The following is a 25922-nucleotide window of genomic DNA, read 5'->3' as shown; positions in this document are numbered from 1 at the left end:
AGTTGATCATGTAGTCGAGAACCACACCGCCTTAAACTGACCAAGGCGTCACTGCGATGCAATAGCAGTTATTGCGTACTACCGCCGTTTACAGCGCCAGCAGGCGGCGTCAGCACTGCTCTGATATTCTCGCGGATGTTGGTCGGAAAACCTTCGGGTAGCCCGTTTGGCATATTCCGGGACAAAGTTTCCGTCGTTGTGGCAATCTGATCAATGAGCCCCGCCTGATTGATCGCAGCCCCGGTCGATGGCATGTTCACACTATCAATGATTGAATTGCGTACCGAGTCCGGCGCGGTAAATATCTCTGAATTAAATGCGTCCGTGCCGGTCATCCGTACAGTTTGACTGCTCTGCTCGGTCGAGAAGGTCATCCGCTGCTCGATAACATTCGAGGTTCTGTTGACCGCGCCGGTAGTTTGATCTGTGCTGGTTTTGATCGTGGTTGTCACAGGCGTCAGCATGCCAAGCGTCTCGTTTTGACGGATGACAACGGTCTCGTCATTAGAGCTGATGCTGCGGTTTTGCGTGAAGCCTGCCGTAATGGGATCTGCGTCAGCGCCTCTCAGGAAAGCAGACACATCAGTCGCTGGCCCCTGATCCAAAGATGTCGCAAGCCGAGTTGTATAACGTGCAACGACGGCTTGCGACGCTTGATCAAGAGGCCGTTGCACATTGCCGAAAAAGCCAGACTGGTCGTCGGCCTCAAAAAGTTCGGTGAGTTGGGGAGTAAAGTCCTGCGGGTCCTGCGGGTCCAGCGCGACAAGCAACGCCTCATCCCCATTATGCGCTTCGACCACATAACCACCAAAAATTCGGGGGCTGACTGTTATTTGGTCAAAACCCTCACGCTGCAGTTCATCAATCAGGATTGCGAGGGCGCGCGCTGCCGGGCCTTCGACGGCCGCTTGCATCGGCATCGCGGAAAGTAAAACATTGACCGCTATGAGTGAGAATAAGCGTTTCATAGTCCAGGTAACCTTTGAATGGTTTAAAAATAATCGATGCGACTGATTGTTATGTTCTAAAAATGTGTTTCACTGGCGTCGCCGAGCGGCCCGATCCTTGACTGTAGGATTGCGTGATTTCACACACAGATCAAGTATTTCAACCTTCACATTTCGTGTCTGGCGGCCAAACATGCCAAATCGGCCTATATGCTGCCACAACCCGGCATCATGCCCGCTTGCCTGGTACGAACCCTGACGTTCAAGACCATCCTGACCGCCCGTCAGGCTTGAACTGCTCCGCTACTTTAGATCGGATTTTGACTTCCAGCCTGATGGCGTCACCGCATAGGAATAATGCGCTTGTTGTGTAAAGCCCTTTGCGGGCGCGAAAGTGTGGCGGGTGATGTCGACCCCCGATCCCGAGATGTCGAGAATTGCGAGGTCGTTGGGATTGCCGCGATGCCGGGTCGAGGCGGAACTGCCGCAATGGATTTGCAATGTCTGACCTGCGCCTTTGCGGGTGACGAACGGTTCAACCAGAAAGCTGTGCAGGTGGCCTGACAGAATGACGTGAGGGCCACAGTCGGACCAGGCCTCAAGCGCATGGGCGGCACCGCGCATCAGGGTCTTTTCCACCTCAGGATTGTGATGAAAAGGATGATGGGCGATGATCACGGTCAGGCGTCCATCGTCTTTTTTGATTTCGGCACTGACCCTTTCGATCTGTGCCTGATCAATGCGGCCACGCTGCACGCGCCGCGGATCGGTCGTATCGATCCCGATCAGCCTGACGTTGTCAGTCTGAATGGTCGGTTCCGTGTCGTGCGTGATATACCGTCGATAGGCGGCACGCGGCCACAGCAGACGTGCCGCGATATTGTAGAGCGGAATATCGTGATTGCCCGGCACCGATATCCAAGGGACCGGCAACCTGTCGATGAATGCCCTTGCCGGTTCGAAATGCGCGGCGCGGGCGCGCTGAACAAAATCGCCTGCGATGACGACATGGTCCGGACGTGCCGTTTCAATCGCCGCCAACAGATGGGGCAGAAGATCCTCCATTTCTGTTCCGAAATGAAGATCGGCAATCAGGGCCAGTTTGGTCATTGGTCACTTTCGGTCATTGGGGGTGCGATCACGTTCAGATCATCCTTGAGCATTTTGAAATGGAAGGGATCGCTCATCTGACTGCGCTCACCGTCCCATGCGACCAGACGTTTGCGCCGAAACGTCTCAATGACGATCTCGCGTCCGGTGAGCATGGTGTAATCCGCGTTTTGTTGCACATTCCGCCGTAAGACCTTTATTGCAGTCTTCAGCAAGTTAAGCCGCCCGCCGGTTGGTGCCAGATACAAGACAAGGTCACCGTCGCGGATCGACTGGACACCGGGCAGCCCGTATTCCTCAAGCTGATAAGGCCGCACGGCGACAAAGGCCATTGGTGAGCGTATCTCATGTGTATCACCTTCGACTGTGATGCGCATGCGGAGCGAGCGATAACGTGTCGACATCGCCTTGATCACGGACCAATAGGCGGTCAACCGGCTGCGACCCCAGTGTTCGTACACGTTTTCACGCACTTGCAGCACAGTCGCATAGGCCCCGATGCTCGCGTTGTTGATAAAACGTTGTCCGTTGATGTCACCAATCGATACGTTTCGGCAATGGCCGGCAAGGATAATATCCCACGCCTCGCACGGGTCATCCGGAATGCCAAGACTACGGGCGAAGAAGTTGAATGTGCCCAGTGGGACAACGCCAAGTTTTACATCCGCCCCGGACAGTCCCGCGCAAACCCCGCTGATGGTCCCGTCACCCCCGGCGGCGACGATTGTGCTGAACCCATCTGCCACGCCGCGTGCAGCATATTCCGTGATGTCCATATCAGGGGTCAGTTCCCTGATCGTCACGCCCGCTTGTCCCTGTATCCGGTCCATCAGGGCGGTGTGTTTTTCATTCCCGGACTTTTTGCCGGACCCCGCGTTGACAAGGACAAGAATGTCGCTCGATTGCGGCGTGATCGTATCGGTGTGCGACAACATCTTTGTTTCTTTCATTTTTGTGCATGGCCGTGGGTGTAACGCCTTTGCAGGCCATTGGTTGCCTGCCCACCGCTCTGGTCCGAAAGTATGTTCAGACTAGCCGCACAAACATTTTTGCACATATGTGCAAAAATTTATGAAACTGTCACATCGCCTGCCTAGGTTGCCCGCAAGTCGATAGGGACAAACCGATGCAGACAGCCTTTTCATCACGGATCGCCAGCGCGAAAATCCGACGCAGCCTTGCCATGGGCTGGCATGATCCGACGACGCTGATCGGGGTGCTGCTGCTGGTGACGTTTCTGTTGCTGATCCTTGCGCCGGTGATCGCGATCCTGACGGATATGTTTTTTGTACAATTGGGCGATGCGCGCCGCGTGGGCGCGGAAACCGGCGCGTTCACGCTCTATTACTTGGACCGCATTCTGTTGTCGCCGATGGCGGAGTTTCTGTTCTGGGTGCCGCTGCGGGAAACATTGATCAACGCCGCCCTGTCGATGATCATCGCGATGGTGCTGGGCAGTGGTCTCGCATGGTTGCTGTATCGCACCGATATGTGGGGCCGCGCATGGTTTTCGACCGCGCTGATCGTGCCTTACATGCTGCCAAGCTGGACCTTCGCGCTGGCCTGGACGACCGTTTTCAAGAACCGCACCATCGGCGGCCAACCCGGCTGGGCCGAAGCGGCGGGGCTGTCGCCCCCCGATTGGCTCGCCTATGGGCAATTGCCGATCATCGTGATCATGACACTGACCTATATCCCAATGGTGCTGCTGCTGGTCGGCAATGGCTTGCGCCGGATCGACGCGCAGCTTGAAGATTGCGCCCGCATCCTTGGCGCCAACCCCGCCACAGTTGCGCGCCGCGTGGTGATTCCCTTGCTGCGCCCGGCGCTATTGTCGGCGGCGGTGCTGATCTTTGCCGATGCGATTGGCGAATTCGCCGTGCCTTATGTCCTGGGTCTGCCGGTGCAATATGAGGTGCTGTCCACCTCGCTGTACCGCGCGATCTCCTCGCGGCAAACTGGGGCGGCAGCAGTCTTTGCGGGCGCGATCATGCTGATCGGGATCATGTCGATCTGTCTTGATCTTTACCTGATGCGCGAGGCGCGCCGTTTCGTCACCATCGGCGGCAAGGGTGCGATGGACCGTACCCGCCGTCTGGGTCGCTGGCGTATGGCGGCGACGGGTGTGGCTGGCGGGTTTTTCGTGCTGGGCGTCGTGCTGCCGCTCGGCGTGCTGTTTTTGTCGACCATCACCCATATGCCCGGTCGGCTGAATATCGAGAATTTCACGCTGGATTACTGGATCGGGCGCGATCTGGGCACGATTGCCTTGCGCAATGGTGTCCTGTTTACCCCAGAGCTTTGGGAGGCGGCGTGGAACAGCCTGTCCATCGTCGGGCTGGCCTCACTTGCATCGGGCGTGCTGGGGCTGCTGGTTGGCTATGTCGTGTCGCGCACAAGCTGGCCTTTGCTCGGCGCGGCGCTGCGGCAATTGGCCTTCATGCCTTACATGGTGCCGGGTATCGCCTTTGCTGCTGCCTATCTGTCGCTCTTTGCTGTCGCACGCGGCCCGATCCCGCCGCTTTACGGCACGATCTGGATTTTGATGCTGGCGCTGATCGCCGATCAGATGCCCTTCGCCTCGCGCTCTGGCATTGCCGCCATGGCGCAGCTTGGCCGCGACCCGGAAGAGGCCGCGCGCGTCGCAGGCGCCGGGTGGTGGAAACGCATGTTTCGCATCATCGGGCCGATCCAACGGACAGCCTTGGTTATCGGCATTCTGATGCCCTTCGTCGCGGGGATCAAAGGGGTCAGCCTGTTCATCATCCTGGCGACACCCTCGACCGACGTGCTGACCACCTATTCGCTGCGGCTGATTGATTACAACTACACCCAGGCCGCGAATGCGGTGGTGCTGATCATCGCGCTGATCGCCTGGGGCGGCACCGTTCTGGTGCAGAAACTGACCCGCACGGGCCTTGGCGACGGATTAGGAGGCTGACATGCCCAGGATAACACTCGATCACATCTCAAAATCCTATGGGCCGGGGCCTGCGGCGGTGCGCGATGTCTCGCTCCATGTGGCAGCAGGCGATTTTATGTGCCTGCTGGGGCCATCAGGCTGCGGCAAGACCACGATCCTGCGGCTGCTGGCGGGGTTGGAGCATCTGACCACAGGGGCCCTGCATGTCGGCGACCGCGTTGTGGACAGCCCCAAGGCCGGGGTGTTCATTCCGCCGGAACGGCGCAGGCTGGGGCTGGTGTTTCAAAGCTACGCGCTTTGGCCGCATATGAATGTCGCGGGAAATGTCGCCTTTGGCCTGCAAGTGCAGCGGATACCGAAGGCAGAGATCGCAACCCGCGTCGCCCGCGTGATGGATACTTTGGGCATCGCGCAATATGCCGACCGCTATCCCTCGCAACTTTCAGGCGGGCAACAGCAGCGCGTGGCGCTTGCCCGGATGCTGGCGGTCAATCCCGAGGTCCTTTTACTGGACGAACCCCTGTCCAATCTGGATGCCACCCTGCGGCTGGAAATGCGCAGCGAATTGCGCCGCATCCATCAGGAATTCGGCACCACCATCGTTTTCGTCACCCATGACCAATGGGAGGCGATGACGCTTGCCAGCACAATCGCCGTGATGAAAGACGGGGCGTTGCAGCAAACCGGCACGCCCGATGATATCTATGCGAGGCCCGTCAACAGCTTTGTCGCGCGTTTCATCGGCAATCCGCCGATCAATATGATCGACGCGGCCAGCCCGCTGGGACAACGCCTCGCCGGACAGGATGCCCGTCATGCCGCCATTGTCGGCATCCGGCCAGAGGCGGTGACGCTCACCCAATCCGGTCTGCCAGCCCGTGTCCTGTCGATCATGCCAACAGGGGGCAGCTGGCTGATCGATCTTGCGCTGGATGCGGATCGCTTGCTGTTGTCCACCCAGACACGCCCGAATTTGCACATCGGCCAGACGGTCGGCTGTGCAATTGCGCCACAGGATATTCATCTCTTCGATGTCCATGGCACCCGCCTGCCCCAGCCTGCGCTGCAAGGCAGCACCTTTCCCCCACGCATTGCGATGCGCCAAACTCAGAAAGATTTGCTATGAAACCGTCTCTTCTCACCCCATTGCTGCTGTGCAGTACCGTCATCGGGATGCCTGTCATGGCTGACAGCCTTGACGATCTGATCGCCGCAGCCCGCGAAGAAGCCCCGATCACCGTGTTTGATTCCACCGGCAAGATCGTCGGTCAGGTCGAAGCCTTTGCCGAAAAATATGACGTTCAAGCCACGGGTCGCAAGGCGGATGCCGTCCAGACGCTGGAAGTCATGATCCGTGAAGCGCAGGCCGGCAATGTGCAGACCGATGTCGCGATCATCGCCGATGCCCCTTCCGTCATGGTGCAGTTGATCGAAACCGGCTACGCCACAAGCTGGGCGCCAGAAACCCTGCGCGATGTGATCCCTGCGGAATATCAGGACCCGCTGACCATGGTCATGTCGCCCAATGTCTGGACCTATAACACCGCTTTGTTCGACACCTGCCCCGTCGACAATATCTGGGCCTTGACCGAAGAAGACTGGCAGCGCCGCGTGGCGATGCAGGACCCGTTGGGCAAACCGTCCTACACGGATTGGTTCAACCAGATGGAAACCCATGCCGATGACGCCGTGGCTGCAGCCTATGAGGCGCATTTCGGCACCGCCCTCGACACATCATCGCAAAGCGCCACAGCGCAATGGGTGCAGGCGCTTGCCGCCAATGCGCCCTTGCTGACCGATAGCGATTCTGCTGCCGCCGATGCGATTGGCGCGCCGGATCAGACCGATGCCTTCATGGGCTTGGTCAGCACCGCCAAATTCCGCGACAACGCGGAAGGGATGAACCTTGGCCTGTGTGATACGATGGCGCCGCATGTCGGCTGGGGCTATCCCGGGATTGCCCTGATCGCGGCAGGCACGCAAAGCCCGAATGCGGCCAAGCTGTTCCTGCATTACATGATGACCGAGGAAGGCATTGCGCCACAATCCATTGACGGTAAATTGTCCACCAACACCACTGTGCCGGTGCCAGCGGATGAACCATCGGGTGTGGACGCCGTGCGTGATCAGTTGTTCGGCTATGTCGCCGCGACGGCCGTGCAGGATTGGGACACGCGTCAGGACTGGCAAGACCTTTGGACGATGGCCTATCGTCGCTGAAACCTCTGGCGCGCGCGGGTCAAGGCCTGCGCGCCCATCCCAATTTGGAAAGATCACCTACATAATGCCCATTTCTGACCTGACGACGCGCGCGGCCTTTCTGACCCAGACCATCAAAGCGGCGGGAGATATTGCCCGCAGTGAATTCCTGAACCACATTCCGGGACAATTTGAACTGAAAGGTCCGCAAGACCTTGTCACCGCCTCTGACCGCAAGGTGGAGGCGTTTTTGCGGGACGCGATCAGCGCCGCCTTCCCGCAGGACGATTTTCTTGGCGAAGAAACTGGCATGTCTGACAGCGCCGGGACCGCCGGAATATGGGTCGTGGACCCGATTGACGGTACTGATAATTTCGCGCGGGGAATCGCGCATTTCTGTGTCTCCATCGCCTATATACGGGACGGAAAGACGCAGCTTGGCGCGATCTATGTGCCAATGACTGACGATCTGTATCGGGCGCAAGCGGGCCAAGGGGCCAAGCGCAATGGCACAAAGATGTCTGTCTCGGGGATCGCAACACCCGATCAGGCCGCGATTGAACTGGGCTGGTCGATGCGGGCAGAACGCACCGATTACATGGCCGTGCTGACCTTTCTGCTGGATCAGGGCAGCAATGTGCGCCGGTCGGGATCAGGTGCTTTGGCGCTGGCCATGGTCGCGGATGGGCGGTTGGATGGCTATATCGAACTGGTGATGAATGCCTGGGATTCGCTCGCCGGATTGTTGCTGGTGCGCGAGGCTGGTGGCATTACTTGCCCTGACCCTGCCGGGCGCGATCTGCAGACCGCAGGGCTGGTCTATGCCGGCAATCCGCATATGGCGCTGCATCTGGCCTGTGAAAAGGCAAAAGCCGCATGAAACCTGTCAGCTTTCCCGCAGGCCGCGCGCCATTAAGCAACATTGCCCATCTACCAAAATGGGGCGTCGATCTGATGATCGGCGACACACGCGCCTTGGGCGATCCTGGGCTGCTGGACCAGCATCAGGTCACGACGATCCTGAACTGCGCGGTTAATTTGGACGTCAATCTGGTGCCGTCCGCGATCACCCCGATAGGCCATCTGACCTGTGGCAATGCAAAGCACCGCTATTACAAAATCGGGCTGATCGACGGCGCGGGCAATCCGCCGGATCAGTTGATCGGGGCCTATTACATTCTGCGCGCGGCACTGGATCAAGTGATGCCGGAAAAGCTCAGCTATCCCAATCAGGCGCGCGGCAATGTCATGGTCAATTGCCGGGGCGGGCGCAGCCGGTCGGTCACAGTGGTCGCCTTGTTCCTGCATCTGGAAATGCCGGACACTTTCCCGACGCTCGACGCGGCCATCGCCCATACCCGCACCAAACGCGGCCTGCCGCCCGAAGAATGGCACGAAGCCCCCAAACCCGTGCTGGCCGAAGCCGCAAGGCGCGCAGCGATCCGTATCAGGCAGCTTGAAAATGTCTGACGCGCGCAACAGCTTTGCCACCGCGACCGATGTGGCGCAATTGGCGGGCGTGTCCCGCTCGGCCGTGTCACGCACCTTTACCGACGGTGCTAGCGTTTCACCCAAAACCCGTGCCAAGGTGCTGGAGGCGGCAGAGGCCTTGGGTTATCACGTCAACCTGTTGGCGCGCGGCCTGTCCAAGGTGGCGTCCCGTCCAGTTTGTCTCATCAGCTCCAGCTTTGAAACGCCGTTCTATGCCGCGCTTCTGTCGGCGCTGTCGACGCAGATCCAGAGCACCGGCAGATCGGTGATGATCATCACCACATCTGGTCCGACCGACACCGTGGAAACTGCGCTGACTCGCGCGATGGAATACCGCGCCGGAACGATCGTTGTGATGTCAGGCAGCCCGCCAGAGCCACTGGTGCAGGCCTGCATCGCGACCGGCCAGCAGGTGATCCTGATCAACCGCAAAGGCAAGGACACGACGCAACCCGGTCCGGTCCATGTCACCATCGATTACGCCAGGGCGAGCCAACAGGCTGTCGCGATGCTCGCCGAAGCCGGGTGCCGCAGCGTCGCTGTGATCGGATCGGATGCGGGCACGCCCAGCCTGATCGCCCGCGAAAACGGCTTTCGCGATATCGGACGCGAACAGGGTCTGGATGTCACAATGATCCGTGCCGGGCCAACCGGGTATCAGACCGGGGTCGATGCTGCGCACATCGCCTTGTCCAGCCCGGACCGGCCTGACGGTGTGTTTTGTGTGACCGATCATATTGCCTGCGGCTTCATGGATGCCGCACGGCAGGCTTTCGGCCTCAGGATACCCGATGATATTTCCGTGCTGGGGTTTGACGACATCGAACAGGCCGGCTGGGGCAGCTATCAGATGACCACATTCCGCCAGCCGCTCGGCGATATCGCGGCGCATGTTTGCGACATCATCAATAGCCAACCTCCGAAGGCTGGAGTGACCATTTTTCTGGAAGCGATCCCCGTCTGGCGCGACAGCGTCAAACGCATGGCTGATTTCCAAGCCTAGAGATTTAGCCTTTCGTCAGATCGGAACGGAAGCCTGAATCGCCCCGCGCTTACCAGAGACCAGAGCAAAGAGTCCTCGGGACGTTGGGGCAGATTCACTTCAGACTTGCGCATCAGATACAAGGTTTCCGAAACGACATATCAATCAGCGCGACAAGCCAGCCTGCTTCTGACACAGGCTGGCTGCAACGTTAACTTGCCAGCATCTGGCGGGCCCGCAGCGCAGTGTACAAGCCATGCTTGCGCGCCAGAAGCTCAGCTGGTGAGCCGTCTTCGACGATCCTGCCGCCATCAAAGACCAAGATGCGGTCCATCCTTTCCACGGTTGCCAAGCGGTGCGCGATCACCAAGGTCGTGCGGCCTTCCATGAGACGTTCTGCGGCTTCTGCGACCTTTGCCTCAGCCTCTGAGTCCAGCGATGATGTCGCTTCATCCATGATCAGCACGGGGGCTTCGGACAGAAACGCCCGGGCGATGGCGACCCGCTGGCGTTCACCGCCCGAGAGTTTCACCCCTCGCTCACCCACGATGGTGCCGAACCCCTTGGGCAACCGGCCGATGAAATCAGCGGCACCAGCACGCCGGGCGGCCTCCAGGATTTCATCCATCGTGGCACCCGGACGCGCATAGGCAATATTATCGGCAAGCGACCGATGGAACAGCACCGGGTCCTGCGGAACCAGCGCAATATGTTCGCGCAGGTTTTGCAAAGGCACGCGCTGCAGGTCGACACCGCCAAGGGTGATCGTGCCGCCGTTGATCTCATGAATTCGCTGGATCAGCTTGACGAAGGTTGTCTTGCCTGACCCGGAGCGACCGACCAGACCGACTTTCTGACCCGACGGGATGGCGACATGCAGATCGGTAAACAGCGGTGTCGCCGCGCCCGCATAGCCATAGTGGACTTGATCGAAGGCCAAAGCTGCCGCGCGCGGTGGCAAGGCTGCTTCCGGGCCTTTTGCGACCGATTGCTCTGCCTTGGCTGCCATGAGTTCGACCAGTTCTTCGGCATCGTTCACAGCCTGCTGCAGGCTGCGCACATGGTTGCCCATCTGGCGCAGATAGCCGTCCAACATGCCGAGCGCAGAGACGACGAAAGCAATCTCGCCCGCATTGGCCAGCCCGCGAGTATAGGCCAGCAGCGCCCCACCAAGCACAGCCGCCCGCAGCCCCCAGATTGTGACATCCTGAGATAGACCAGACCATGTACCCCGCCGCCATGTGCGCCGGGTGCGATGCGCCCATTTGGAAAGGACCAGGTCGAGCCGCGCGTCTTCGCGCGCTTCGCCGGCATGGGCGCGGACAACAGAGTTCGAGGTGATCGCATCAGCCAAGGCACCCGACACACGACTGTCCTGCGCATTCGCCAGCCTTGCCGCAGGTGCCACCCAGAACAAGGTCAGGGTCAGAGACAGCCCCAGAAAGACAACAGCCCCAAGACCGGCGACAAGCCCCACCTCCCAGCGGAAGGCGGTCAGCGTGCCGATCGTGCCGAGCAGGATCAGGCCAGAAGGCAGCAGCGCCAGAAACAGCACATCGCCCATGTCATCCAAGGCCCAGGCACCCCGCGTGATCTTGCGCACGGTGGACCCGGCAAAGGCATTCGCATGCCAATCTGCAGGCAGGCGTTGCACATGGGCAAAGGCTTCCGCCTCGGCGGTGCGCATGGTGGGAATGGTCAGTGCGATGATAGAAAAGTAGCTCAGGATCTTGGCGGCAATCGACACAACTCCGGCAACGAGCAGAGCTGCAAAGGCGGCCCAAGGCGTTTGCCCACCGGCGACAGCATCGACAAGCCGGCCCGTGACAACCGGCACCGCGATGTCGGCTGCCGTCGAGATCAAAACCAGCAACAGGATTGTCAGGACCGTGCCGCGCCTGCGCAGCCACAACCCAAAAGTGAATGAGAAAACACGCGCGAAGGCGCCGTTGGTGGATATTAATGACATGGATAACTCACAGCCTGTTCAGCTATGCCTTGCGAAGAAACTTAGGGGGAGGTCCACAGCGGGGACAAACTGACCTGACGAACTGGCGAAAACCGCCTCAGCGTGTCAGGTGAAGGACGCATCAGATCGGTTGCGTCCCGGGAGGAAGCGATAAGCGATAGTCATATGCATCCTCCTAACAAGGTGTGTCATCAATGTCGGGGTAGCGTTGAACTTTGGTTCAGTCAAGCACAACTTACGCGAATGTTGCGTCATGATCGACCCGCCGCAGATGCCCAGGTCGATTAAGAATGCTTTTAACGGCGCGATCTCTCTCTAAACACAGGTCACCGCGTTCCGATGAAACCACCGACCAGAGGCGCGGTATCATTCGGTGCCGAAATCGTGCCGGTGACGAACCCATAGGCCGCTTCGTGGTCGGGCCCCATGAAATACCCCTGCATCGTCCCATCGACATTGATCGCGACGACATCAGAGGAAACATCGCCCGTCAGCGGCGCAGAGAAAGTCGGCTCGTTGTTGGCCGGAATTGTCGTGCGGTCAATCTGGCCGGCCCCGATCGTGAGAATGCCTTGATATCTTGTTTCTTGAGAATCGACCAGATTGCGGACGTTACCTGACAGGCTGTCAGTGCTGAAGTCGACATTCAACTGCATCTGCCCAGCAATGCTGAAACTGTCGTTTTGGGTTTGCAGATGCATACCCCCCGCATAGACAGTTGATCCGCTGACCGGCAAAGTCAGAGGATCGTTGATGCTTTGAAGGTCATAAATCGCGGCCATCGCCAAAGTCTGGTCCTCAAGCTCAACAAAGCTCGGCGGCGGGAGATCGGGGGCGGGGGTCGGAGGTGGCACATCGGGACCGCTGCCAGACCCGCCTCCGCCACATGCGGCCAGCAATGCTGTCGCACCGGCAGAAACAACCAATTTTGAGATCCGCTTATTCATGTCCAACCCTTCAATTTTTTCTAGTATCCGCTTTTTGATTGCCGTGTCCTGCCGTGCAGGAGAACTACCATATGGTAGCAAAAGCTGAGGGTTCTCAGGTGTTTGCGACATTCTGATTTGCGGCAAAAATACAATTAAATTAAATGGTTAACGATATGGGCCGCACTCAACTGACGGGCCAGTATAGGGAAATCCATAGGCTGTCGCAGGGCGTGGCATCTTCCAATGAAGCAGCGTCCATGCCCGAACGCTGCGCAATCCATTGCATCGCCGCGTGCTTGAACCGATAACGGCAACGGCATCTTTTTTGTGCCGTGACTGGGGAAAATCCATGCCTAAATCCGCGTTTTTCTTTCGTTTGCAGCGGTTGCTGTCGGAAATCTGGATCAAGGTCACAGTTTATTCGCTGCTCGCAGTCGCAACGGCATTGGCTGCTGTTTTGTTTCGCGGCTTCATCCCGGAATCGCTGGAAGCCGATCTGGGCGCGGATGCTGTTGAAACGGTACTCGACATCATCGCCACGTCGATGCTGACGGTGGCCACGTTTTCGCTCGGCATTATGGCCAGTGCGATTTCCAGCGCGGCCAATGGGGCGACACCGCGTGCCACAGCGCTGCTATTGGAAGACGGCGTATCGCAGAATGCGCTGGCGACGTTCCTCGGCGCGTTCAGCTTTTCGCTGGTCGGCATCATCGCCCTGCAGATCGGAATTTACGAACAGGGTGGGCGGATCATCCTGCTGGCGGTCACGATTGGCGTAATCTTCCTGATCTATGTCGCCTTTATCCGATGGGTCAATCTGCTGCGCAGCTTTGGCCGGATCCCGGATACGCTGACGCGGATCGAAAATTCTGCCGAAGACGCGCTAAAGCAGCGGTTGGATCATCCATTTCTGGATTGCCACCCGCTCGACCTATCAAAAGTTGATCGCAGCGGTATGATCTCTTTGCATGCGGAACGGGTGGGGTTTGTCCAGAATATCGATGTCGGAGAATTGCAAAAATACGCCGCAGCGCTGGATATCGATATCTACGTTGATCGCGTTCCGGGGCAATTCGCCTCAGCCAGCCATCCGCTTGCCTATGTCCGCGTCAAGGCGTCTGACCCTGATCACGCGGCGCTGCGCAAGCTGATGCTTTGTTTCACCATCGGGCCGGAACGGACCATTCAGCAGGATCCGCAATTCGGCATGATCATGCTGTCCGAAACGGCAGCGCGGGCGCTGTCGCCGGCGGTCAACGACCCCGGCACGGCGATTGACGTCTTACGCCGCGCCCTGCGGGTGCTATTGTGCTGGGAAGACAGTGCCACGCCACAGGTCGTGCATGATCGTATCTGGGTGCCCGGCTTGCAGGCCGATGATTTTCTGCGCGACCTGATCCGCCCGATCGCCCGCGACGGGGCGGCTTTTGTCGAAGTGCAGCATGTGCTGCAATCGGTGCTTTATGATCTGGCCCGATCTCGCCGTGATGTGTTTGCGCGCGCAGCGCTTCACCAGTCGCGCGAGGCGTTGGAACGGGCAGAGGCGCATCTGACGCTGCAATCGGAAAAGGATGAAATCCGCGCCATCGCCCGCAAAGTCTCAGCGGCGGTCACCGGCGACGAACCGCCCGCCGTGGTCTGACAACGGGCGGCGCGGGTTAGTCGGCCAGATGCGAATAGACGATGACAAAATGCCGTCGCTTCAAGCTACAAATGGCCCACACCCGCTGCAAAATAGCATCGGGTGTTGGGTTTGCACATCTCTTGTGAAACGGGGTAGGTTTGTGCCACGCTGAGACCGACCGCAGGGAATTGGATTACCTCCCCAGGGCGTTCTACTAAAGATTGTTCCGGAGAAATTAACCACTAAGCAGATAAAAGGTTCGCGAATTTGCGCCAGCTTGGGATCTGTTCTGCCATGACACGGACCGCGACCAGCATCGGCACGGCGATGACCATCCCCATGAATGACCACATCCATGCCCAGAATGCGATACACAGCACCACCAGCGCGGTATTCATCTGCAAGCGGCGCGCCAGCATCGCGGGTGTGACCAGCTGGCCTTCAATCGCGGTCAGCAGCAGAAAGGCCCCAGCGACCAAAGCGACGTCGAACAACGTGTCGAACCACAGCAACGCGACAGCGGCGGACAGGGCCACACCCATCACAGCCCCGATGAAGGGGATGAAATTCAGCACGAAGGCCAGCACCGCAAACAGCAATGGCACCGGCATCCCCAACCACCACATTGTCAGCCCGACACAGACGCCAAGGCCCGCATTGATCAAGGTCACTGTGCCAAGATAGCCACCCAGCTTTTGTTCGACCTCACGCAGCGCGGCCAGCGCCGTGCGTTTGTCGCTGAAGCCATCAAAGCTCTGGATTGTCTTGAGATAAATGACGTCACTGGACGACAGCAGAAAAAACAACAAGATGATGGCAAAGAACAATTGCGCAACAACGGCAGGCGCCTCTGACAGATAAAGCAGCACACTGCCGGCAGTGCTCAGCAACATATCGCTTTCCATCATTTCGCCGTCGCTTTCACTGTCCGCCCCAGCGGCACTGCGCAAGTCGGGCATTTCGGTGGTCGCGCTGCTTCGGAAACTATCACCAGCGGCAACCATCACGTCGCGCGCGGCTTCTAGGCGCAGGGCGATGTCGCTCATGATATCAGGCAGGTTCTGCGCTACTTCGACAACCGGTCCGCTGAGCAGGAAAAAGATCGCGCCGATCCCGATCAGCAGGCTAGAGACAAGTGCAAAAGCGGCGAGATGACTATTGATCCCAAAGCGTTGCATGCGGCGCTGCAACGGCATGAAGACAAAAAACAACAAGACCGCCAGCACCACGGGTACCAGAAACTGTTTGGCGTAATGGATGGCACCCAAGCTGAGAATAATCAGAATGCCCGTCAACGCCGGCGCGATCAGTACATTCGCAGAGGCAAAAGGTTCGGCGCGCCGAGGCGCGCTTTCAACGGGCGGGAGGTCAGACAAATTATTTTCCAGTCAAATCGAGGGACGACTTCCTTAACCTTGCGCAGGGCAAAAAGTTCCCGCTTCCCGCAAAAAAACGGTCGCGACGGCGCAGCATCAGCAAGAACCTGCCAGTCATTGAGCGTCAGTCCAAAAAATGGCCGGAATCCAGCAACTTCACCCAGCGTCAGATAATAATAGCAGTTGAACTTCCCTGCGGCTGAAACAATCATAAGTGAACATCAGATCTGTTTACGAGGGTTCATCGAAGTTGCGTGATAACGCTGATAAGCCCTCGGCCACGGGACCGATGATGGCGACCGATGCGCAACAGGCGGGCGATCAATTCGCGCGTCTTCGCCGGCTTGTGAACCTGTCACCTGCGGCGATTGTTGAGGTCGACGCATCCGGTGCGATCAGCTTTACCAACCCGCGCTGGCAAGACCTGCGCGGCACGGATGGCGACTGGGGCACAGCCCAGCTTTTGGCTGATATCGTCGCACCTGCCAGCGCCGAAAGCTACGATGCTGCGATGGCGGCGCTTGCGGCAGGCACACCCCATATCGCGACCGAACTCGCCTTTTGCCGCGCCGACAATACCGCATTTCATGTCAGCGGATCGCTTGCCGCCCTTTACGATGCCGAGGGGAATTATGCCGGGACGACAGGTATCTTTATCGACATCACCGAACGGGTGATTGCCGAAAGGAAACTCCGCGCGAGCGAAGCCCGACTGCGTCAGATCCTTGACAATACCGTCGCGCTGATCGGCGTGATGCAACCTGATGGCACGCTGATCGAAGCCAATAAACCAGCTTTGGCGGTAGCCGGGCTGAGCCGTGCGGATGTGGTGGGCAAGAAATTCTGGGATTGCTTCTGGTGGTCCTATGATCCTGCCATCATGGCAGAACTTCAGTCTGCCATCGCTTTGGCGGCCACAGGCCAGCAGCAGCGCTATGATACGGCAGTACGGATCGAAGATGGCACTTTGATGCCGCTTGATTTCATGCTGTCGCCGGTATTTGACGACGACGGCAATGTCGAACTGCTGGTGCCATCCGGCCTTGATATTTCCGACCGCAAACGCAGCGAGGGACAGCTTGCCTTTGTGATGCGCGAGGTCAATCACAGGTCCAAGAATATGCTGGCAGTGGTACAATCCATTCTGCGCCAGATGCGACCCAATGATGTTGACCAGTTCGTGCGTGATTTCGGCGCACGGTTGCGGGCTTTGGCGAATGGTCAGGATCTGCTGGTCAATTCTTCTGACGACAGTCCCGAATTGGCCGCTTTGGTGCAAACCCAACTGACCTATTTCGCTCAGCTCAGCGGTATCCGTCTGCGTGTGTCTGGCCCCGCGATGCGCATTTCATCCGAAGTCGCGCAAAGCCTTGGAATGGCGATTTATGAACTGGCGACGAATGCCGGGAAATATGGTGCCTTGTCCAATACGACCGGACAGATCGATATATCCTGGCAAATCGAGAACGGCATGTTTTCCCTCACATGGCAAGAAAGCGGCGGGCCAGACGTTGTCCCACCTATTAGCAAAGGTTTCGGTACTGTGGTGCTGGAAGACATGCTGACCATGGCGCTGGGTGCCACTACGCAAATCAGCTATCTGCCATCGGGCGTAGTCTGGACGTTACAATGCCCGGTTGAAGCGATGCTGGCGCATGAGCCGCAAAAAGAATAGCGGCGGCCCCATAGTAACGTGGCCGGGCCTATCAAAGGCCCGGCCACGTTATCTATTTTAGACGCCGTTCTTGCGCAGCAAGGCTGTAATTTCTGCCATCTGATCGGTCAGCATTGCATTCGCTTCGATCGTCTGGCCGACATCGCGGGCCTCGGCGTAGGTTTCAAGAACTTGCTCTTCGCCTTCCGCGACCCGGTCCATGACATCGCGGTCGACATCTTCAAACCACGACCGGGCCTCGATCACGGCACGGTTGATTGTGCCGAAGAACGACCCGTCATCATCCGGCACACGCCCGGCCTGCGCCAAGTAGGCGGCCAGCACACCTTCATGACGGCTGTGCATCGTCAGGAATTCCTGCGCGGCGGGTTTGAACGACGGCTCTGCTTTTTCGACCAGCTTGTCAAAACCGCTGATCGTGTCGAGCACGCTGGTATAAACCTTCGCGATCAGGTCAAGCCGTTCGTCATGCGGCTCCGGCTGTGGACCTGCAGGACGCAGGGCGCTGTCATCAGCGGCTTGCGGTTGGAGGTTTTTGAACTCAGTGGGATGCATCGCAATGCTCCTTCAATAGCGGCCTGTCAGACCGGTGGCTGGCCACGGACCGCACGGGCGACCATCGCCACGACGAACAGGACCAAGAAAACAATGAACAGAATCTGCGCAATCGACGATGCGGCACCGGCAATGCCAGAAAAGCCAAGTGCCGCTGCAATCAGCGCCACGATCAGAAATGTTAAAGCCCATCCAAGCATGATATTTCCTTTCAATTTGAGCGTTGCAAAGCAACTATTGGTTTAGAAACCACCAAGGGCGGCAAAGGTTCCGGGACAGCGGCGAGGGCAAAGAAAAACCCGCGCAGGGCGCGGGTTTTCAAGCACTACAAAATATCTTTGCTATCAGGCGTTTAGCGTCTGAGTGGATGCAAAGAACATAGCCTGCGACACGGCAGAGCGGACCTGTTCTTCGTCAAAGGGCTTGGGGATCAGGAACGCCGGTTCCGGTTTTTCACCCGTCAACAGCCGCTCCGGATAGGCGGTGATGAAAATCACCGGGGTGTCAGGATATTCGCGCAGCAGTTCGACCACGGCATCCACGCCCGACGAATTATCGGCCAGATGAATATCGGCCAGGATCAGATCGGGGCGTTCGCGGGCACCCAGTGCCACCGCTTCGGTATGGGTACGGGCGATACCCGTCACGTCGTGGCCCATTTCGGTGACGATGCTTTTGATGTCCAGAGCGATCAGTGGCTCGTCTTCGATGATCTGGATGCGGCCCTGCACGGATTTGGACATTTCGCGATAGGCAATCGCCAGCAATTCACGTGCTTCATCTTCGCTGACCATGATGATCTGCGCGATATCGTCATATGAAAACTCTTCCAAGGCACGCAGCAAAAGTGTTTCGCGTGTGTTGGGCGTCAGGCCAGCAAGCAATTTTTGTGCACGCGCCTCGATCCCGTCGACGGCATCGGCGGCGACAGGTGCGCCGGTGGTCTGCCACACCGAATGGAACGCTTTGAACAAAGCAAGTTTGGGCGAAATGCCCGTATCAAGCAGCGCACGATCTTCCAAAATAGCCTCAAGTGTGGCGGCGGCATAGCGGTCGCCGGTTTGCTGTGACCCGGTCAACGCACGCGCGTAGCGGCGCAGAAACGGCAGCTCTTTTGCGACCTGTAAAGACATCGACATCTCTTCTCCCAATACGGCTTGCATAGTGTTTTTCTTCTCCACCGTTACATTGTTTGTGATCCGCGAAAGGTCAAAGAAAATCTTTGCTGATCGGGAACCTAACGCGATCCGCTGCGTTTAGTTCCCTGATGGAAAAGTATTCTCTGATGTTGCGCAGGCAAATGGGACACAGCATGATAGAACGATGAGAGTAGGTTGATATGACGATGAATGGTGAAAATGAACAGCGCAGAAACAGAGTGCCACGTGAGGTCGCGCGCCAGATTGATGAGAACCTCAAGCGGCTTTACGCCGATCAGGCCTCTGATTCTTTGCCTGAAAGCCTGACGCAATTGCTTGATGCCTTGCGCCAGAAAGAAGCAAAGTCGCGATAAAAACCGGCGTCGCGCGGGCGACAGCCGAGAGGATGTTAGCACAGCGTGCCCAAGCAGATTTTCAGCAATAGACTGGCCGCGCGGCTTGCGGTAATCCTGACGCTGGCTATTGTGCCGCTCGGGTCACTCGCCCTGTATTCTGAATATTCCAGTTGGAATACCCAAGCCGAGGCCAATGAATCACAATTGATCGCCCGGACCGTCGATGCGACGACGGGGCAGCGCGCGCTACTTGCCAGTGTTTCCCAGGAATCGGCCTCTTTGGCACCGCGTGTAGTTGATCGGTTGGGCGATCCAGAGGCCTGCTCTGCCTTCCTTGCGGACTACGTCAGCGCATCGAGCTTTTTCGCCTTTGCCGGGTTCATAAATGTCGATGGCATGTTGGTCTGCGCGTCCGAAGGCAGTGGCGCTGATTTGGGCGACAGTGAAAATTTCGCGCTGAGCATGAGCCAGACACAAACCAATTTTAGATTTCAGGAATCCGGTCGGGTGACCGGCCTGCCGGTCGTTTTGGTCAACCGGCCAGTCTTTGACGGCGACGAACTACTGGGTCTTCTGACCATTTCGGTAACGCGCGCCACGCTGGATCTGATCGCCACCCGGCCAAACCCGAGCACAGACCCCAAGATCGTGTATCTGGTGAACAGCCGCGGCAACACGCTGACTTATTCCAACGATCCCGCTGCCGCTGATTTGTTGCCGTCCGAGACGGAATTGCAGCAGCTGATCGCCCAAGGCGACGGCTTGTTTAACGGGACCAGCCTGAACGGGAATGACCGCGTGTTCACCATCGCCACGCTGATGCCCGGCCAGCTTTTTGCTTTGGGCAGTTGGTCACCGGACAATGTCAGGGCTCTGCTGCGCCCTGATTACACGCGGCTGCTCTTGCCGGTCGCGATGTGGATCGCTTCGGTCGGGGTGCTGATGCTGTCGATCCACTACATGGTCGTCCGCCACCTGCGGCAGCTAAACGCGCAACTGCGCCGCTTTGCCTTGGGCGATCGCAGTGATTTTGCGCGCCTGCCCTCAGACGCACCGACCGAGTTGCGCGAGATCGACTCGACCTTTTCCAAGATGGCCCGCCTGATCCGGCGTGATGAGGACGAACTGGAAGAGGCATTGCGCGAAAAGACCGTGCTGCTGATGGAGGTCCATCACCGGGTCAAAAACAATCTGCAACTGATTGCCTCTATCCTGAATCTGCAAATGCGCCGCATGACCGACCCCGAGGCGCGCGCAATCCTCAAAGGAGTGCAGGCACGGGTGCGGGCGTTGGCGTCGATCCACCGCGCGCTTTACGAAGAGACCCGCGTGTCGGATATTGATGCAACAGCGTTTCTGCAAAGCATCCTGCAAGACACGTTGGCCATGGCAGGTGCTGATCGCAACAAGCTGGTTATCGAGACGCAGTTTCAACCCGTCGCCTTACCCGCAGACAAGATCATCCCCGCCGCGATGTTGTTTGCAGAGGCACTGACCAACGCGCTCAAATACGCGACCGTAGCTGACGGGGATGAATCCCCGCGCATTGTTGCAAGCATCAGCGCCAAGGATGGAGCGGTTGAATTGCGGGTGCGTAATTCCTTGGCACAACAGGGCGTGCAAGAGACCGAAAAAGGTTTGGGGAGCGAATTGATGACCGCATTTGCCTTGCAGATCGGCGCGCAGCTTGATGTTGGCCCAGTTGATGATGAGGCGGGACCGGGCTGGGAGATCCGGCTGCGCGTCGATGATGCCGGGATGAATCCCGGCACTCCCCCATCAGGGCCGCAATCTGCCCCAGTCACGAGGTGACGCCATGACAAAGTCAAAAAACGAACTGATTGACCCGGTAGAGGAGCATCGCGCGCTGCATACCACCGAATCCCGCATCGCCGTTGCGGGGCATCCGCTGCATGCCATGTTGGTGGCCTTTCCGATTGCGTTGACGATGTCGGTGCTGGGTGCCGATTTGCTGTACTGGTGGACGGGCGATGCATTCTGGGCGCGCGCGGCCGGTTGGGCCGCCTTTGGCGCATTCCTGATCGGCGTGGTCGCGGGCATCACCGGCACGGTCGAGTTGCTGGCGGTGCAGGGAATCCGCAACCGGTCAGCCAGTTGGACCCATTTTATCCTGGCGGTTATGTTGTTGTCGCTTCTGGGCATGAACTGGGCCTGGCGTATCGGGGATTACGAGGCTGCTGTCCTGCCCCTGGGTCTGATGATGTCGGTCGTGGCGGCGGGGTTTACTGCAGTGACAGGCTGGCACGGTGGCAAGCTGGTGTTCGATTATCAGATCGGCACCAAGCGGCCTGACTAATTCAGGCAGCGTGGGAACAATCCCGATCTTTGCGATGTTGAGTGGCCATGAACGACAATTCAGCCGACATCGCAAAGGCGCACCAACCCACTCATGACAAACCGCAGGCCGTGATCGCCCATGGGACGGTGATCATTCTGATCGCTGTCGCGGCTGTCGTCGCCCCTTTTGCCGTCATATTGACCGGCGCGCGCCCGCCGTCTGGCGGGCCGATCTGGGATTTCAGCATGGGGTTGGGCTTTGGCGCGCTGGCTTTACTGGCGCTGCAATTCTTCATGACAGGCCGCCTGCGCTGGATCACCCATCCTTTCGGGGCTGACATCGTCTATCTCGCGCATCGCTACCTGAGTTGGGGGGCGATCTTGTTGATGATGGGTCATTTTGCACTTCTTTATGTCTTTCACGAGCCCGCGCTTGGCGTGTTGAACCCGCTTGAGGCGCGGTGGGAACTGACATCGGCCCGCCTTGCCATGATCTGCTTTCTGGCGCTGATCATGACATCGGAATTTCGCAAACGTCTGCATCTGCGCCATGAATGGTGGCGCGCCCTGCATCTGACGCTGGCCGTGGTCGGGATGATTGCCGCCATTGCGCATGTGCTGGGTGTCGGCAATCTGACCGATACGCAAGGTAAACGAGCGCTGTGGTTGGGGGTGACCGCCGGGTTCATGGGCATACTGGTCTATACGCACATCCTGCGTCCTGGTTTTCAGGCCCGCAACCCATGGCGCGTGGTCGCCAATACCGAACAGCGCGGCGGTGTGCATACGCTTGAACTTGCCCCGGAAGGGCGCGGTCTGCACCACTGGAAACCCGGCCAGTTTGCCTGGCTGAAGGTGGAAAGATCGCCCTATTCGCTGATTGAACATCCTTTCACGATCTCGACCGCACCCGAAAAAGGCCCGAATATCGCATTTTCGATCAAACCTTTGGGTGATCACAGCAGCGCATTGGCCAAGACGCCGGTGGGCGCGCGGGCCTATGTTGATGGCCCCTATGGCGCATTTTCCATCGACCGGCTGGCCGAGGCCGAAGGCATCGTCATGATTGCTGGCGGTGTCGGGATCACGCCGATCATCGCCAACCTGCATGCATTGGACGCACGCGGCGACCAACGCCCGGTGATCCTGCTTTACGGAAATCCGACTTGGGAAGAGATCAGCTTTCGCGAAGAACTGGAAGCGATGCAGGCAAAGCTGGACCTGACAGTGGTGCATGTGCTGGATGATCCACCAGACCTTTGGGACGGCGAGACCGGCAAGATCGATGATGAAACGCTGGCCCGGCAATTGCCTGATCACACGCGCGACTGGCCCCATCTCTTATGTGGACCCGGCCCGATGATCGCAGCGCTGACCGCCAGTCTGAAAGAAATGGGCGTCGCCGACAGCCATATCGATTATGAAATTTTTGAACTGGTCTGATGATGCGCCCGAAACTTGCCCTGATCCTTGCTGTTTCCCTCACGTTACTTGCGGCTTTGCTCGCGCTGGGTTTGGCCTACATCCTTTCCTGACCAAGTTTTCCTGGAAGGACGATTATGAATATTCGCGCAACAACCCTGCTTGACCAGTTCATGGACCAGATCACGCCCCGCCACGCGGGCGAGGATGAATTCCTTCAAGCCGTCAAAGAGGTCGCAGGTGACGTGCTGACCATCGAGAAAGCGAGCAGCGCCTTTACCGCCGCCCGCGTGCTGGAGCGTCTGTGTGAGGCGGACCGGATCATCAGTTTCCGCATCACTTGGCGTGATGATTCAGGCGATGTGCAGATTAACCGCGGCTGGCGCGTGCAGCATTCAAACCTGCTTGGCCCCTACAAAGGCGGGCTGCGCTGGGTGCCGGGCCTGAAACCATCGGTGCTGAAATTTCTGGCCTTTGAACAGGCGTTCAAGAATGCGCTGACCGGCCTGCCCCTGGGTGCGGCCAAAGGTGGCGCTGACTTTGATCCCACGGGCCGGTCACAGGGCGAAATCGAACGTTTCGTGCTGGCCTTTATGGCGGAACTATCAGCGCATATTGGCCCTGATCGTGACGTACCTGCCGGTGATATCGGCGTCAGCGGTGTGGAAATCGGGCTGATGCAGCGGGCCTATATGCAATACGCCCGGCATTGGGGCGGTGCCATGACCGGCAAACCCTTGTCGCTGGGTGGCAGCGATATCCGGGCAGAGGCGACAGGCTATGGCCTGATCTATTTCACAGCGGCGATGCTGGCCGAGCAAGGCAAAGAGCTGGACGGTCAACGCATCGCATTGTCAGGGCGCGGAAATGTGTCCAGCCATGCGGCACAAAAGGCGATCCGGATGGGGGCAAAGGTGATCACTTTGTCAGGCCGTGCCGGAACCTGGCACGCACCGGATGGATTTACCGCAGATGCGCTTGATTGGGTGCTGAACAGCGCAGGTGACAAAGCGTTGACCCCAGCAAAGGATCTTGGCGTGACCTTCATTGAAAACGCCCGCCCTTGGGGACTGGAACCCGATATCGCCCTGCCATGCGCCACCCAGAACGAGTTGGAACTGGAAGATGCCAAAGCCTTGGTCGACAGCGGTTGCCGCTTTCTGGCCGAAGGCGCAAATATGCCCCTGACCGCACAGGCCGAGGCGCATCTGGACAAAGCAGGTGTCACACAAGCGCCCGGCAAGGCCGCGAATGCCGGGGGCGTCGCGGTATCCGGTCTGGAGATGCAACAAAACGCCGGGTTTCAACGGTGGTCGCCCGAACGTGTCGATAGCGCATTGCAGGATATCATGTGCGATATCCACGCAAGACTGAAAGCAGAGCGAAGCAGTTGCTGCAATGAAACTGGCCAGATCGACTACCGCCGGGCCGCCAATGTCGCCGCCTATCGCAAGCTGGCACAGGCAGTTGTTGATGGTGGTGCAATCTGACCGCATGCTTTGCCGGGAACAAAATTGCGGTCGGGGCGTTGGCTCGGTAACAGTAAAGATAGGATAATGGTACAATGGCAGATTACACAGGTTTACTCGGTCTCATCCACCTCGCGCTGGTCGTCTGGGCGGCGGTTTCAATAATTGGCTCGACCGCCACGCAGGGCTATAAGGTGATGTGGATCTTGCTCGTGCTGGTGTTCCCGGTGGTCGGCCTGATCATCTGGTTCCTTGCAGGACCCAAGAAGGCCTGACACTTATTAACGATCAGATACTTCGTCATGCCGGCATCAAAAGCCCCGACAGATCTGTCGGGGCTTTTGCTATTCTGAGTATTTGAAGTTTTTTGATCTAATTTATAATTACCCGACGGCAAGTATATTTTCCGGAACCGATTTCCTAATTCGACGTTTCACTATCAGAGAGGCTGAAAAGCCTGATGATATATAGGAGATTATGATGAAAAAGCTTATGCTGACGACCGCACTTGTTGCTGCGACATCGATGGGCGCTTTTGCACAGACCGAAGCGACCACACCAGCTGCAGATGCTGAAATGGCCGACACGGGCGCGAATGTACCTGCGTTTCTGGTGACCAACTTCACCGGCAAAAGCCTGAATACCTTCGACTCCGAAGAAGCACGGACGCTGGGCGAAACAGGCGCGACTGACGAAAGCGTGCGCTGGGAGAGCTCTGAAACATTCGCTGCCGGTCGCGACACTTGGGAAAATGTCGGCAACATCGATGACGTTGTCCTGACACAAGACGGTGAACTGCGCGGTGTGCTGGTCGATGTCGGTGGTTTCCTGGGCATTGGTGCACGCACAGTGATGGTTGATCTTGATGATCTCTATTTCGTCGCTGATGAAACTGCAGCCGAAGATCTGAGCGACTTTTCAGTTGTGGCCACGATGACTCGTGAAGAGCTGGAAAGCTTGCCGGAATGGGATGAAGCACAGCTGACCACTGGTTTTGCTGCGACTGGCTACAACGATGCTACCGTGCAGCCATCGGACGATGCTGCAATGACACCGATGGATGACACTGCCGCTACGCCAGCAGATCCTGCCGTGGCACCAGCCGATGGCACCGCGATGGACACCACCGGTGATGATGCGATGGAAGGCTATGCAGCGATCCCAGTTGAAGAACTGACTGCAGAACAGCTTTTGGGCGCCAATGCCTATGACGCTGCTGGTGACAACATCGCAACGGTCGATGATCTGGTGTTGGGTGACGATGGCGAAATCACCCATGCGGTGATGGATGTCGGTGGCTTCCTGGGCCTCGGGTCCTACACCGTCGCCCTCGACATCAACGAAGTTGAAGTGATGTGGAACGCTGAAAGCGATGACGTGCGTGTGCAAGTGAACGCGACACAGGAACAGCTGGAAGCAATGCCTGAACACGAAGGCTAATTCTTTGAACGAACAGAA

The 25922-nt window shown here is 58.2% G+C and carries 25 protein-coding genes; 15 read left to right on the top strand and 10 right to left on the bottom strand.

Annotation, left to right across the window (positions count from 1 at the left end):
* Nucleotides 1-68: 68 nt before the first annotated feature.
* From VOY09_RS05305 to VOY09_RS05295, 3 genes are all read right to left on the bottom strand, one after another.
* Nucleotides 69-968, bottom strand: coding sequence for a hypothetical protein (locus VOY09_RS05305; RefSeq protein WP_322893349.1), 900 nt, complete (start codon nucleotides 966-968; stop codon nucleotides 69-71).
* A gap of 282 nt (nucleotides 969-1250) precedes the next feature.
* Nucleotides 1251-2057, bottom strand: a complete 807-nt coding sequence (locus tag VOY09_RS05300; protein WP_322893348.1) for a metallophosphoesterase — start codon at nucleotides 2055-2057, stop codon at nucleotides 1251-1253.
* Complete coding sequence (locus VOY09_RS05295; protein WP_322893347.1) at nucleotides 2054-2992, bottom strand: diacylglycerol/lipid kinase family protein; 939 nt, start codon at nucleotides 2990-2992, stop codon at nucleotides 2054-2056. Before VOY09_RS05295 ends, VOY09_RS05300 begins: the two co-directional genes overlap by 4 nt.
* 191 nt (nucleotides 2993-3183) lie before the next feature.
* On the opposite strand from VOY09_RS05295, the gene VOY09_RS05290 reads away from it, so the two are divergent.
* From VOY09_RS05290 to VOY09_RS05265, 6 genes are all read left to right on the top strand, one after another.
* Nucleotides 3184-4998 carry an iron ABC transporter permease gene (locus VOY09_RS05290; RefSeq protein WP_322893346.1) on the top strand — a complete coding sequence of 605 codons (1815 nt, stop codon included), beginning with the start codon at nucleotides 3184-3186 and terminating at the stop codon, nucleotides 4996-4998.
* A 1-nt stretch (nucleotide 4999) separates the two neighbouring features.
* Nucleotides 5000-6106 (top strand): ABC transporter ATP-binding protein, encoded by a 1107-nt coding sequence (locus VOY09_RS05285; RefSeq protein WP_322893345.1) that lies wholly within the window; start codon nucleotides 5000-5002, stop codon nucleotides 6104-6106.
* A complete protein-coding gene (locus VOY09_RS05280) occupies nucleotides 6103-7200 on the top strand; it encodes an ABC transporter substrate-binding protein (protein ID WP_322893344.1) in 1098 nt (365 codons plus the stop codon). Before VOY09_RS05285 ends, VOY09_RS05280 begins: the two co-directional genes overlap by 4 nt.
* A 64-nt stretch (nucleotides 7201-7264) precedes the next feature.
* Nucleotides 7265-8059: an inositol monophosphatase gene (locus tag VOY09_RS05275; protein WP_322893343.1), complete on the top strand. Its 795-nt coding sequence runs from the start codon at nucleotides 7265-7267 to the stop codon at nucleotides 8057-8059.
* Nucleotides 8056-8649 (top strand): dual specificity protein phosphatase, encoded by a 594-nt coding sequence (locus tag VOY09_RS05270; RefSeq protein WP_322893342.1) that lies wholly within the window; start codon nucleotides 8056-8058, stop codon nucleotides 8647-8649. The genes VOY09_RS05275 and VOY09_RS05270 overlap by 4 nt, the downstream gene beginning before the upstream one ends.
* On the top strand, nucleotides 8642-9673 hold the full coding sequence (locus VOY09_RS05265) for a substrate-binding domain-containing protein (protein WP_322893341.1): 1032 nt from the start codon (nucleotides 8642-8644) through the stop codon (nucleotides 9671-9673). The genes VOY09_RS05270 and VOY09_RS05265 overlap by 8 nt, the downstream gene beginning before the upstream one ends.
* Nucleotides 9674-9863: 190 nt before the next feature.
* Here VOY09_RS05265 and VOY09_RS05260 read toward each other — a convergent pair whose 3' ends face one another.
* Both VOY09_RS05260 and VOY09_RS05255 read right to left on the bottom strand, forming a co-directional pair.
* Nucleotides 9864-11621, bottom strand: coding sequence for an ABC transporter ATP-binding protein (locus VOY09_RS05260; protein ID WP_322893340.1), 1758 nt, complete (start codon nucleotides 11619-11621; stop codon nucleotides 9864-9866).
* A gap of 326 nt (nucleotides 11622-11947) precedes the next feature.
* Nucleotides 11948-12568 carry a hypothetical protein gene (locus tag VOY09_RS05255; protein ID WP_322893339.1) on the bottom strand — a complete coding sequence of 207 codons (621 nt, stop codon included), beginning with the start codon at nucleotides 12566-12568 and terminating at the stop codon, nucleotides 11948-11950.
* Between the two features lie 331 nt (nucleotides 12569-12899).
* Here VOY09_RS05255 and VOY09_RS05250 point away from each other — a divergent pair, with 331 nt between their 5' ends.
* Nucleotides 12900-14192 carry a DUF2254 domain-containing protein gene (locus VOY09_RS05250; RefSeq protein ID WP_322893338.1) on the top strand — a complete coding sequence of 431 codons (1293 nt, stop codon included), beginning with the start codon at nucleotides 12900-12902 and terminating at the stop codon, nucleotides 14190-14192.
* A gap of 224 nt (nucleotides 14193-14416) precedes the next feature.
* Here the strand turns inward: VOY09_RS05250 and VOY09_RS05245 are convergent, their stop codons facing one another.
* Together VOY09_RS05245 and VOY09_RS05240 are read right to left on the bottom strand one after the other, a co-directional pair.
* Entirely contained in the window at nucleotides 14417-15550 is a 1134-nt protein-coding gene (locus tag VOY09_RS05245) for an AI-2E family transporter (RefSeq protein WP_322893337.1), read from the bottom strand.
* Complete coding sequence (locus VOY09_RS05240; protein WP_322893336.1) at nucleotides 15481-15762, bottom strand: hypothetical protein; 282 nt, start codon at nucleotides 15760-15762, stop codon at nucleotides 15481-15483. The genes VOY09_RS05245 and VOY09_RS05240 overlap by 70 nt, the downstream gene beginning before the upstream one ends.
* 80 nt (nucleotides 15763-15842) lie before the next feature.
* Here VOY09_RS05240 and VOY09_RS05235 point away from each other — a divergent pair, with 80 nt between their 5' ends.
* On the top strand, nucleotides 15843-17225 hold the full coding sequence (locus tag VOY09_RS05235) for a PAS domain S-box protein (RefSeq protein ID WP_322893335.1): 1383 nt from the start codon (nucleotides 15843-15845) through the stop codon (nucleotides 17223-17225).
* Between the two features lie 57 nt (nucleotides 17226-17282).
* Here the strand turns inward: VOY09_RS05235 and VOY09_RS05230 are convergent, their stop codons facing one another.
* The 3 genes from VOY09_RS05230 to VOY09_RS05220 all read right to left on the bottom strand — a co-directional run bounded on the left by VOY09_RS05230 (nucleotide 17283) and on the right by VOY09_RS05220 (nucleotide 18943).
* Nucleotides 17283-17780: a DUF2383 domain-containing protein gene (locus VOY09_RS05230; RefSeq protein ID WP_322893334.1), complete on the bottom strand. Its 498-nt coding sequence runs from the start codon at nucleotides 17778-17780 to the stop codon at nucleotides 17283-17285.
* 26 nt (nucleotides 17781-17806) lie between these two features.
* Nucleotides 17807-17980 carry a DUF1328 domain-containing protein gene (locus tag VOY09_RS05225; protein ID WP_322893333.1) on the bottom strand — a complete coding sequence of 58 codons (174 nt, stop codon included), beginning with the start codon at nucleotides 17978-17980 and terminating at the stop codon, nucleotides 17807-17809.
* Nucleotides 17981-18124: 144 nt separating this feature from the next.
* Nucleotides 18125-18943, bottom strand: a complete 819-nt coding sequence (locus tag VOY09_RS05220) for a response regulator (RefSeq protein ID WP_323811266.1) — start codon at nucleotides 18941-18943, stop codon at nucleotides 18125-18127.
* Nucleotides 18944-19119: 176 nt separating this feature from the next.
* Here VOY09_RS05220 and VOY09_RS05215 point away from each other — a divergent pair, with 176 nt between their 5' ends.
* From VOY09_RS05215 to VOY09_RS05185, 7 genes are all read left to right on the top strand, one after another.
* A complete protein-coding gene (locus VOY09_RS05215; RefSeq protein WP_322893331.1) occupies nucleotides 19120-19293 on the top strand; it encodes a NepR family anti-sigma factor in 174 nt (57 codons plus the stop codon).
* Nucleotides 19294-19338: 45 nt separating this feature from the next.
* Nucleotides 19339-21087, top strand: coding sequence for a sensor histidine kinase (locus tag VOY09_RS05210; RefSeq protein WP_322893330.1), 1749 nt, complete (start codon nucleotides 19339-19341; stop codon nucleotides 21085-21087).
* A gap of 4 nt (nucleotides 21088-21091) precedes the next feature.
* Nucleotides 21092-21592 carry a DUF2231 domain-containing protein gene (locus tag VOY09_RS05205; protein WP_322893329.1) on the top strand — a complete coding sequence of 167 codons (501 nt, stop codon included), beginning with the start codon at nucleotides 21092-21094 and terminating at the stop codon, nucleotides 21590-21592.
* A 47-nt stretch (nucleotides 21593-21639) separates the two neighbouring features.
* Nucleotides 21640-23016, top strand: coding sequence for a ferric reductase-like transmembrane domain-containing protein (locus VOY09_RS05200; protein ID WP_322893328.1), 1377 nt, complete (start codon nucleotides 21640-21642; stop codon nucleotides 23014-23016).
* A 116-nt stretch (nucleotides 23017-23132) separates the two neighbouring features.
* Nucleotides 23133-24485 carry an NADP-specific glutamate dehydrogenase gene (gene gdhA / locus VOY09_RS05195; protein WP_322893327.1) on the top strand — a complete coding sequence of 451 codons (1353 nt, stop codon included), beginning with the start codon at nucleotides 23133-23135 and terminating at the stop codon, nucleotides 24483-24485.
* 74 nt (nucleotides 24486-24559) lie between these two features.
* Nucleotides 24560-24739, top strand: coding sequence for a PLD nuclease N-terminal domain-containing protein (locus tag VOY09_RS05190; RefSeq protein WP_322893326.1), 180 nt, complete (start codon nucleotides 24560-24562; stop codon nucleotides 24737-24739).
* Nucleotides 24740-24944: 205 nt separating this feature from the next.
* Nucleotides 24945-25904 carry a PRC-barrel domain-containing protein gene (locus VOY09_RS05185; RefSeq protein ID WP_322893325.1) on the top strand — a complete coding sequence of 320 codons (960 nt, stop codon included), beginning with the start codon at nucleotides 24945-24947 and terminating at the stop codon, nucleotides 25902-25904.
* Nucleotides 25905-25922: the final 18 nt, after the last annotated feature.

Origin of the sequence: Yoonia sp. 67-2, from assembly GCF_035117555.1 — a bacterium.
GTDB lineage: Bacteria > Pseudomonadota > Alphaproteobacteria > Rhodobacterales > Rhodobacteraceae > Yoonia.
This window is presented reverse-complemented; position numbering and strand designations above follow the sequence as displayed.